Genomic DNA, 9,156 nt, shown 5'->3' on the forward strand with positions numbered 1-9,156 from the left:
ACACCGGATGAATATGAGAAGAAATGGAATGAACAACAAAAAGGAAATGTGATATAAAAGAGACACTTCCTTAAAGTCTTCGATCTCCTGTCCGAATTCATGGGTTCACTTCAGGGTTTGTAGCGCAGTAGTCGATGTTTTTACTACGTTTCCGACTTGCAGATCATCATTGACGAGGTGATTGCACAACCAGATCGTGCTGGTGTACGTGCCCAGATGGTTGCGACTCACCAAGGGGAAATCTTTGGCTTGCAACCGGCGGGAAAACCAGTTTCTATCGCATTGCATTATTCAATTGCGATCCAAACAGTCATAAGACTTGAACAAGTTTTTTACTCACTACTCTCAACCAACTGAACCTAGAACATTACGAGGTCAATCATGGTAAAGACAGCAATTGTGACTGGAGCCTCTCGCGGAATTGGACGCGAAATTGCAAAGCGACTTGCAACAGATGGATTTTCTGTTGTTGTAAACTACTCAGCAAACGCTGCACAGGCTGATGAGGCTATCGGTGAAATCCAGGCTACGGGGGGCAATGCGATCGCCGTAAAAGCCAACATCTCGAAGGAGAACGAGGTAGAGCAGCTTTTCGAGCACACCATCACCATGCTAGGAGCGATCGATGTTGTCGTTCATAGTGCCGGGATCATGCCATTGTCGCCCATCATCGACAATGACGTGCAACTGTTCGACAACACTATCGCAACGAATCTTCGCGGTACGTTTCTCGTGTTGGCTCAAGCGGCAAAGCATATCACTGATGGCGGACGCATCATTGCGCTCTCCAGCAGCGTGATTGCTAAGTCGTTTCCAAGCTATGGAGCTTACATTGCATCTAAAGCGGGAGTCGAAGGACTGGTACGGGTGTTGGCTAATGAGCTGCGGGGTCGCAACGTTACGGTGAATGCGGTCGCGCCAGGACCAATTGCGACAGAACTCTTCCTTCAGGGCAAGACTCAGGAGCAGATTGAGCAGCTCAGCAAGCTTGCTCCAATAGAACGGCTTGGAGAACCCCTCGACATTGCGCGTGTGGTCTCATTTCTAGCAGGCCCGGACGGGGGATGGGTCAATGCTCAAGTGCTTCGCGCCAACGGCGGTTTTGCCTAATTCAAATTCGACATATTTCATCTTCAACACATTACAAAGGAAGCACACCATGAAAGCAGTCCGAATTCATCAACACGGAAGTATTGATAATGCAGTTCTTGAAAAGATTTCAGCTTAAAAATGTTTGAGTAATGGAGTATGTACTATGCCGCGTAGATACAAATATTCGATTTTCCTGTCGCTCTTGGTCTTTTCGCTCATAGCGTTAGGTTCGCCCGTGCTCAGTCAAGCACAAAGCCAGTTGCCCTATTGGACTGAAGCTGCACAGCCAACAGTCGCTCGGCAAGAGCTTTATCCAGCAGTGTTAAACAACAAAATTTACGTGGTTGGCGGTCTACTGAGCCCAAACACCGGGTTCTCAGCGCACTTCGAGTCTTATGACCCCGTCAATGATGCATGGACAGTATTAAGACCGCTTCCTGAAGCCCGTCATCACATTACGCTGTCGGCAGTCAATGGCTTGCTCTATGGTGTGGGCGGTTTCACAGGTGGATTTCCAGACTGGCGAGCGCAGCCGACAATGTTCATCTACGATCCTGCCGCTAATACTTGGACTGGAGGGACTGACCTACCAGAGGCTCGTGCCGAGGGCGTATCTGCAGTGGTCGATGACAAGATATTTCTGATTGGTGGGCGCGTTCGAGCTACTGACGACGCTCGGCTATTCAATGACCACATCGACAGTGTGCGAAACGAAGTCTTTGATCCGGCGACTGAGCGTTGGGCAACTCTTGCCGATGCCCCGACAGCGCGAAACAGTGCAGCAGCGGCTGTGATTGATGGCAAGATCTATGTGGTTGGGGGTCGCCAGTTTGTCAGGAATGCCGATGGCACGACGCAGCAGGTGAATGTGCCAAATCTTGAGGTCTACGATCCGCAGCTCGATCGTTGGGAAACGCGATCGCCCATGCCTCAAGCCCAGGGGGGTCTGGCTGCAACTGCACTCAACGGCAAGCTTTACGTGTTTGGCGGCGAACAGTGGGTTCCAGAGCAGAAGGTTTTCGCCGAAAGTTGGGTATACGACCCGGAAACCGATGATTGGGAGGCATTGCCGCCCTTGCCAACTCCACGGCATGGATTGGGAGCATCGTCAATTGGCAACCGGATTTTTGTGTTTGGTGGCGGAACCCAAACAGGCGGAAATGCAGCGACAGCAATCCACGAGGTGCTGGTACTGCCTTAAGCCACAGTTTTCATGGGCGTATCCAGGGGTTGGGGGATCAAGCTCGTAATCTGACGATCGCTAACGCCCAATCTGCCTTAAAAGCCGCGAGCGCGCTTAGGTACTCGAACCTGCCTTCGAGTCTTCAAACAAGCTTGTTCGTTAGTGCAGGAGCCTCCTACATTGTTTGTCTCCTCAGCACCTTCCCAATCTGCCTCAAGACGACGATCCGCTGGAGATTAAACCAATGGCAATTCTGAAACAATTTGGGATTTTATTTGTATTGGGCAGTGTGGGAATTGTGATGTTTACGATCACATCTATTCCTTTAGTCGAGCAACAGTTGGCAAAACTGTCTCCAGAAATACTGGCAAAAGTTCCGCCACTGTGGATTTTAATGCTGCTGCAAGGACTACAGTATTCAATTCTATTGGCAATCAGCATTCTGGTCGGAATTGGCTGTGCCTATCGCGTTGGATTACACTCACATTTAATTGATCATTGGGTGTTTCACACCGCTAAGTCTCCATCTTTTGCCGTTGAGATGAAATGGAGCTTGGGTGTGGGTGCAGCGGTGACGATCGTTCTCCTGTTGCTCGATCGGTTGATGCAACCTGCTCTACCTGAAGCGCTACAGGCATCCAATAACACAGAACCGAATTGGCTAAGTTCACTTACAGCAATGCTTTATGGCGGCATCACTGAGGAGATTCTGATGCGCTGGGGCTTAATGTCGCTGCTTGTTTGGATAGCGTGGAAGGTGTTAAAACAAGGCGTTACGGTGCCAAGTCAAGGAATATACCAGGGTGCGATCGTTCTAGCTGCGTTGGTATTTGGACTTTTACACCTGCCAGCGACTGCCGCGATCGCTCCACTCACTCCACTTGTGGTTATCCGAGCGATATTACTCAATGGGATTGCTGGCATTGCGTTTGGTTGGCTCTTTTGGCAATACTCGCTTGAGGCTGCGATGTTATCTCACATCAGCTTTCATGCCTTTTCCTTTGCTCTTAGTCTTTTGCTGACAAGATTTGTCTAAGCTTTTTTCCTAAAGCGATTTCCATGATTATTCCAAGAGAGAACAACCGGACTTAGATTTTAGGAGAAATAGAATGATACTTCAAGATAAAGTGGCGTTAGTCACTGGCGGAACTTCAGGAATTGGTCGTGCAACCGCAGTTGCGTTCGGGGAAGCTGGTGCAAAAGTGGTGCTCTCCGGGAGGCGGGAGGCAGAAGGTGAAGAAACTGCTGCACTGATTCGCGATACCGGAGCAGAGTGCCTCTTTGTGCGATCGGACGTATCCGATGAAGCAGAAGTTCAAGCTTTAGTCGAGAAAACGATCGCCACCTACGGCAGACTCGATTGTACCTTTAATAATGCTGGGATTGAGCCTCCTATCAAACCACTGCACGAACAATCGATTGAGGATTTTGACAAACTGATGTCGATTAATGTACGAGGGCTGTTCTTGTGTATGAAATATGAAGTTCAACAGATGCTCAACCAAGGAGCAGGTGTGATTATCAATAATTCGTCAATGGGTGGGTTAATTGCGTTTCCAGGAATATCTCCCTATATTGCCAGCAAACACGCGGTAATGGGGCTGACGCGCTCTGCTGCACTCGATTATGCCAAACAAGGTATTCGGATTAATGCTGTCAATCCTGGACTGATTGCTACTGCAATGATGGATCGCTTGAGTAGCGGCTCGACTGATGATGTAGGGTCTACGGTTCCAATGGGTCGTATGGGTCAGGCAGCAGAAATTGCTCAAGCGGTTGTTTTTCTGTGTTCTGATGCTGCCAGCTACATCACGGGACAACCTTTGGTAATCGATGGTGGATTTACAGTGAGTTAATTTTTGATTGTTGATCGTGGACTACAGTGAATCGTCCATTTCAAGAGAGAACAAATGGGCTTGATTTTCAGATCGCAACTAAAGGAATTCTATGACAACTTTTGTCTTAGTTCATGGCTCCTGGCATGATGGTTCTGCTTGGAATGCGGTTATCCAACATCTAGAAGCGAGAGGTCATCAGGCTTTTGCTCCTACGATCGCTGGACATGGAAAAGGTATGAACAAAAACGTCAACCATGCTCAATGCACCCAATCGATCGTTGATTACATTGTTGGCAAAGATTTAACCGATATTGTTCTCTTAGGTCATAGTTTTGCCGGAACAATCATTGCGAAAGTTGCTGAAGCGATTCCCGATCGCATTCGACGGCTCATCTTCTTCGGTGCCTTTGTCCTCAACGATGGAGAGAGCCTTAGAGATAACGTTCCACCGCATCTTCAAACATTACTCGACGAGCTAGTTAGAGAATCAAACGATCAGATGATGGTGATGCCGCTTGAGCTTTGGCGAGAAGCGTTTCTCAACGATGCTGACCTCGATTTAGCTCGATCAAGTTACGCACAACTATCCCCTGAACCGTATCAACCGTGGATTGACAAGCTGGACTTGAGGCAGTTTTACTCGCTGCCCATTCCTAAAAGTTACCTCTACTGCACAGAAGACACTGCCCTGCCTCAAGGCGAGTGGGGATGGCATCCCAGGATGTCTAATCGCTTAGGGCAATTTCGGTTCGTGCAAATGCCCGGTAGCCATGAGGTGATGTTTTCTAACCCGGTTGGTTTAGTAGAAAAGATTATTGTGGCAGGACGGGACTAGCAACATGATGGTTTCATAACAAAATAAACGAGTTGCCGTTCTTTGAGAAGTAGAAAAATAGCTTGAACACCGTTGAGTGACTCAATTTACAACACGGAGAGAAACAAGAAGAAATTATGGAAACTAGACAAATCGCCGTCATAGAACGACTGCAACAAGCACAGAACGCACAAGACCTGGAAGCGCTTTTAGCCTGCTTTGCACCCAACTTTCAGGGCAATCATCCACTCCATCCTGAGAGAGAGATCGAGGGAATTAAGAATGCCCGTAAGAACTGGTCTGGCATCTTCCACGCCATCCCAGACTTTCACTCAGAGTTGCTCCGTTCGGCAGTTGAGGGTGACACGGCTTGGGCTGAGTGGTACTGGTTCGGCACCCATCGTGATGGTACGCAGTTTGGTATGCGCGGGGTGACTATTCTTGGCATACAAGCGGATCAGATCGAGTGGGCACGCTTGTATATGGAACCTGTATCAGCGAGTAGCGAATTCAAGAGAGAACAACCCGACTTGATTTTAGGAGAAATAGAATGACACTTCAGGATAAGGTGGCGTTAGTCACTGGCGGAACTTCAGGAATTGGTCGTGCAACGGCGATCGCTTATGCCCAACAACAAGCAAAGGTGGTAGTGGTTGGTCGTCGCATGGATGAAGGTGAAGAAACGGTTCGATTGATTCAGGAGGCTGACGGAGAGGCGATTTTTGTGCAAGCAGATGTCACGAAAGAAGCCGATGTTAAAGCAATGGTTGATAAAGCAGTTGGCGCTTTTGGTCGGTTAGATATTGCCTTTAATAATGCAGGAACGGTCGGCGAAAACCCCTCATTGATTGAGCAAACAGAAGCTGAATACGATCGCACAATGAACGTCAATGTCAAAGGCGTTTGGTTGTCGATGAAATATGAAATCGCTCAGATGTTGAAACAGGGAAGTGGTTCAATCGTCAATATGGCATCTGTGGTTGGATTCGTTGCATATCCTATCCAACCCCTCTACGCCGCGAGTAAACATGCAGTAGTCGGTTTAACCAAAGCTGCTGCGCTCCAATGTGCCAAAGCGGGGATTCGCATCAATGCCGTTGCACCAGCAGCAATCCAAACAGATATGCTTGAAGCAGCTACAGGTGGGCAGGATGAAGCCAAAGCTTACATAACAGGACTTCACCCGATCGGACGAATTGGAACACCGCTTGAAGTTGCAAATGCAGTCCTGTTTTTATCATCTGACCTGGCATCGTTCACAACAGGTGCAACATTGATGGTAGATGGTGGGTTTGTAGCGCAGTAGTCGAAAGGCAGTGCGAAACGTTGCGACCAAGTAGCGATCGACACCGATATGAATCCCGCAGACAGCGACTTTGCTGCAGAGCAGACCAAGATGACTGCCCTCGGTCGCTACGGACAGGGTGACGAGGTGGCTGGCATAGTCTCTGATCTTGCTAGTTCTGAAACTGCTTTTGTTACAGGTACGAGTCTCAAAATTGATGGCGGCTTTACCGCTACCAAGAAAGTTTTCTCACAACTGGAGTGAGAATTCAGTCTGAATACACTCAAGAGGGAAACAAGCATGATTCACGCTTATGCAGCCAAAACAGCAGGCGGATTACTGGAGCCATTTGAATATGATCCGGGTGCGCTAAAAGATGAAGAAGTAGAAATCAATGTCGAGTACTGTGGGGTCTGCCACAGCGATCTGAGTATGTTAAAAAATGACTGGGGCATTAGCCAGTATCCCCTTATTCCTGGTCATGAAGTAGTCGGAACCATTGCAGCCGTTGGCGATCGTGTGACAACCGTTAAAATCGGTCAGCGAGTCGGATTAGGTTGGTTCTCCCATTCTTGTATGCATTGCGAGTGGTGCATGTCAGGCGAGCACAACTTGTGTCTAACAGCAGAGCAAACTATCGTCGGTCGGTACGGAGGCTTTGCTGATAAGGTGCGGGCACATGAAGAGTGGGTCACTCCTCTGCCAGAAGGAATTGATCCAGCTAAGGTAGGACCACTGTTCTGTGGTGGCATTACCGTGTTTAACCCACTTGTTCAGTTCGACGTGAAGTCAACTGATAAAGTCGGTGTAATTGGCATTGGCGGTTTGGGACATATGGCAATACGGTTCCTACAAGCTTGGGGATGTGATATCACTGCGTTTTCGACAAATCCTGATAAAGAGTCTGAAGCCCGTGAGTTGGGGGCCACTCACTTCGTCAACTCTCGCGATACTAAAGCAATTGAGGATGTTGCCAACTCGTTTGACTTTATTCTCTCAACTGTGAATGCAGATCTAGATTGGGGAATATACATTGACGCGCTGCGTCCCAAAGGACGGTTACATTTTGTTGGAGTCGTACCGAATGCGATTCAGATGGGTGCGTTCCCCATAATCCTTGGACAAAAATCCTTATCGGGCAGTCCTCTTGGTAGCCCGACAACAACTGCAAAAATGCTTGACTTTGCAACTCGCCATGGGATTGAACCTGTCACAGAGACTTTTGATTTTAATCAAGTGAATGAAGCAATCGCTCATCTTGAAGCAGGAAAAGCTCGATATCGAATTGTGTTGAAACACTAGAAAAACGCTAAGAGCACAGGAGTCGTACCTCCAAGCAAAGCTTTCACACACACAAAAACTCACCATCGATTTACAAAGGAGAAACCTCTCATGCCTTACATTACCGTTGGTCAAGAAAACTCTGCAAACATCGATCTCTACTACGAAGATCTTGGGACAGGACAACCGATTGTACTGATTCATGGATTTCCATTGAACGGACATTCCTGGGAGAAGCAGGTTTTAGTTTTACTGAATGCAGGATATCGAGTAATTACCTACGATCGCCGAGGATTCGGTGCTTCTAGCCAACCCTCATCTGGCTATGACTACGATACCTTCGCCACCGATTTGAATACACTCATGACCAAGCTTGACTTGCAAAATACCGTGCTGGTCGGTTTCTCAATGGGAACAGGTGAAGTCACACGTTATCTTGGCAAATACGGCTCAGAGCGGGTGCAGAAAGCCGTGCTGATGGCTCCGGTGCCGCCCTTCTTACTGAAGAGCGATGATAATCCTGAAGGTGTTGATCAAAGTGTTTTTGATGACATCATGAAAGCGATCGTTGAAGACCGTCCAGCCTACTTCTCTACATTTTTCAGAGAATTCTTCAATGTGGATGTGTTGCTGGGCGATCGCATCAGCAATGAGGCAATTCAAGCCAGTTGGAATGTGGCAGCAGGGGCTTCTGCCAAAGGGACTTTGGATTGCGTCCCTTCCTGGCTCACCGATTTCCGCGACGATCTGCCCCGCATTGATGTACCAACCCTGATCATTCATGGTGATAGCGATCGGATTTTGCCACTGGAGTCCACCGCAGCAAGACTCCCGAAGCTGATTAAAAATAGTCAACTTGTTGTCATTCCTGGCGGACCGCACGCCATCAACTGGACACATGCCGATCGGGTGAATCCTGTCTTGCTTGACTTCCTCAAGAAAAACTAACAGATTACACCTTACTTAGGGAGAAACTTTCAATGTCATTAGAACAGAACAAAGCCATTGTCCTCCAATGGTACAAAGCTTATGACCAAGGAAATTTAGAGCAAATGAAGGAACTGCTTGCCCAGAATGGTGTTGTTCATTCACTAGGATCTGTTATCCACGGTCGCGACCAATTTTTTAAGTACATGCAGACCTTTCGCTCTGCCTTTCCAGATAGTTACCACACGTTTGAAGATGTCATTGCTGAAGACAACAAGGTTGTTACCCGTGGCACGTTTACTGGTACTCATCGCGGAGAATTCCTTGGTATTGAGCCGACAGGCAAGCAGGTGACATGTTCAGTCGTACATGTCGATCGTCTGAGAGATGGCAAGGTCATCGATCATTGGGGGCTAGGTGATTCACTGGCTATGATGCAGCAGTTACGCGGAGAAAATCTTGTATAGCCTACATTACAGGCTATTTGCACTGACACTTAACGTTTGGTTGGTGCTTCTCGCTCACGCCGTTAGTGACCATGCTCAAGAGCAATAGTCCTGACTCAATGCGCTATTGTCAAGAGTCGGCACAGCCAAATCGCCCCAACATCAAACCCTAAGCTGTGAAGTGAACCCATGAATTCGGACAGGAGATCGAAGACTTTAAGGAAGTGTCTCTTTTATATCACATTTCCTTTTTGTTGTTCATTCCATTTCTTCTCATATTCATCCGGTGT

The 9,156-nt window shown here is 48.0% G+C and carries 11 protein-coding genes; all 11 read left to right on the forward strand.

Annotated features, from left to right (window positions below; genetic code table 11):
* Nucleotides 1-381: 381 nt before the first annotated feature.
* The 11 genes from NDI45_RS29980 to NDI45_RS30030 all read left to right on the forward strand — a co-directional run bounded on the left by NDI45_RS29980 (nt 382) and on the right by NDI45_RS30030 (nt 8,887).
* Entirely contained in the window at nt 382-1,110 is a 729-nt protein-coding gene (locus NDI45_RS29980) for an SDR family oxidoreductase (RefSeq protein WP_348249967.1), read from the forward strand.
* 145 nt (nt 1,111-1,255) lie between these two features.
* The gene (locus NDI45_RS29985) at nt 1,256-2,293 is read left to right on the forward strand and encodes a kelch repeat-containing protein (RefSeq protein WP_348249968.1); all 1,038 of its coding nucleotides are present in this window, start codon (nt 1,256-1,258) and stop codon (nt 2,291-2,293) included.
* Nucleotides 2,294-2,519: 226 nt separating this feature from the next.
* Nucleotides 2,520-3,311, forward strand: a complete 792-nt coding sequence (locus NDI45_RS29990) for a CPBP family intramembrane glutamic endopeptidase (RefSeq protein ID WP_348249976.1) — start codon at nt 2,520-2,522, stop codon at nt 3,309-3,311.
* A 73-nt stretch (nt 3,312-3,384) separates the two neighbouring features.
* On the forward strand, nt 3,385-4,131 hold the full coding sequence (locus NDI45_RS29995; RefSeq protein WP_348249969.1) for an SDR family oxidoreductase: 747 nt from the start codon (nt 3,385-3,387) through the stop codon (nt 4,129-4,131).
* A 91-nt stretch (nt 4,132-4,222) separates the two neighbouring features.
* A complete protein-coding gene (locus NDI45_RS30000) occupies nt 4,223-4,948 on the forward strand; it encodes an alpha/beta fold hydrolase (RefSeq protein WP_348249970.1) in 726 nt (241 codons plus the stop codon).
* A 116-nt stretch (nt 4,949-5,064) separates the two neighbouring features.
* A complete protein-coding gene (locus tag NDI45_RS30005) occupies nt 5,065-5,481 on the forward strand; it encodes a nuclear transport factor 2 family protein (protein ID WP_348249971.1) in 417 nt (138 codons plus the stop codon).
* Entirely contained in the window at nt 5,478-6,233 is a 756-nt protein-coding gene (locus NDI45_RS30010) for an SDR family oxidoreductase (protein ID WP_348249972.1), read from the forward strand. Before NDI45_RS30005 ends, NDI45_RS30010 begins: the two co-directional genes overlap by 4 nt.
* 48 nt (nt 6,234-6,281) lie before the next feature.
* The gene (locus tag NDI45_RS30015; protein ID WP_190789629.1) at nt 6,282-6,476 is read left to right on the forward strand and encodes an SDR family oxidoreductase; all 195 of its coding nucleotides are present in this window, start codon (nt 6,282-6,284) and stop codon (nt 6,474-6,476) included.
* Nucleotides 6,477-6,512: 36 nt separating this feature from the next.
* Nucleotides 6,513-7,514: an NAD(P)-dependent alcohol dehydrogenase gene (locus NDI45_RS30020; RefSeq protein ID WP_348249973.1), complete on the forward strand. Its 1,002-nt coding sequence runs from the start codon at nt 6,513-6,515 to the stop codon at nt 7,512-7,514.
* Nucleotides 7,515-7,604: 90 nt separating this feature from the next.
* The gene (locus tag NDI45_RS30025) at nt 7,605-8,441 is read left to right on the forward strand and encodes an alpha/beta hydrolase (protein WP_348249974.1); all 837 of its coding nucleotides are present in this window, start codon (nt 7,605-7,607) and stop codon (nt 8,439-8,441) included.
* A 32-nt stretch (nt 8,442-8,473) separates the two neighbouring features.
* Nucleotides 8,474-8,887, forward strand: a complete 414-nt coding sequence (locus NDI45_RS30030) for an ester cyclase (RefSeq protein WP_348249975.1) — start codon at nt 8,474-8,476, stop codon at nt 8,885-8,887.
* The last annotated feature ends 269 nt before the right edge of the window (nt 8,888-9,156 follow it).

The sequence above is a fragment of the Leptolyngbya sp. GB1-A1 genome (assembly GCF_039962475.1).
Lineage (GTDB): Bacteria > Cyanobacteriota > Cyanobacteriia > Elainellales > Elainellaceae > Leptolyngbya_A.

What these genes read in the sequence shown, in the direction of transcription:
- NDI45_RS30025 (WP_348249974.1), top strand. Translation starts at nt 7,605, where the DNA reads ATGCCTTACATTACCGTTGGTCAAGAAAACTCTGCAAACATCGATCTC.
- NDI45_RS30010 (WP_348249972.1), top strand. Translation starts at nt 5,478, where the DNA reads ATGACACTTCAGGATAAGGTGGCGTTAGTCACTGGCGGAACTTCAGGA.
- NDI45_RS29985 (WP_348249968.1), top strand. Translation starts at nt 1,256, where the DNA reads ATGCCGCGTAGATACAAATATTCGATTTTCCTGTCGCTCTTGGTCTTT.
- NDI45_RS30000 (WP_348249970.1), top strand. Translation starts at nt 4,223, where the DNA reads ATGACAACTTTTGTCTTAGTTCATGGCTCCTGGCATGATGGTTCTGCT.
- NDI45_RS30015 (WP_190789629.1), top strand. Translation starts at nt 6,282, where the DNA reads ATGAATCCCGCAGACAGCGACTTTGCTGCAGAGCAGACCAAGATGACT.
- NDI45_RS29990 (WP_348249976.1), top strand. Translation starts at nt 2,520, where the DNA reads ATGGCAATTCTGAAACAATTTGGGATTTTATTTGTATTGGGCAGTGTG.
- NDI45_RS29995 (WP_348249969.1), top strand. Translation starts at nt 3,385, where the DNA reads ATGATACTTCAAGATAAAGTGGCGTTAGTCACTGGCGGAACTTCAGGA.
- NDI45_RS30005 (WP_348249971.1), top strand. Translation starts at nt 5,065, where the DNA reads ATGGAAACTAGACAAATCGCCGTCATAGAACGACTGCAACAAGCACAG.
- NDI45_RS30030 (WP_348249975.1), top strand. Translation starts at nt 8,474, where the DNA reads ATGTCATTAGAACAGAACAAAGCCATTGTCCTCCAATGGTACAAAGCT.
- NDI45_RS29980 (WP_348249967.1), top strand. Translation starts at nt 382, where the DNA reads ATGGTAAAGACAGCAATTGTGACTGGAGCCTCTCGCGGAATTGGACGC.
- NDI45_RS30020 (WP_348249973.1), top strand. Translation starts at nt 6,513, where the DNA reads ATGATTCACGCTTATGCAGCCAAAACAGCAGGCGGATTACTGGAGCCA.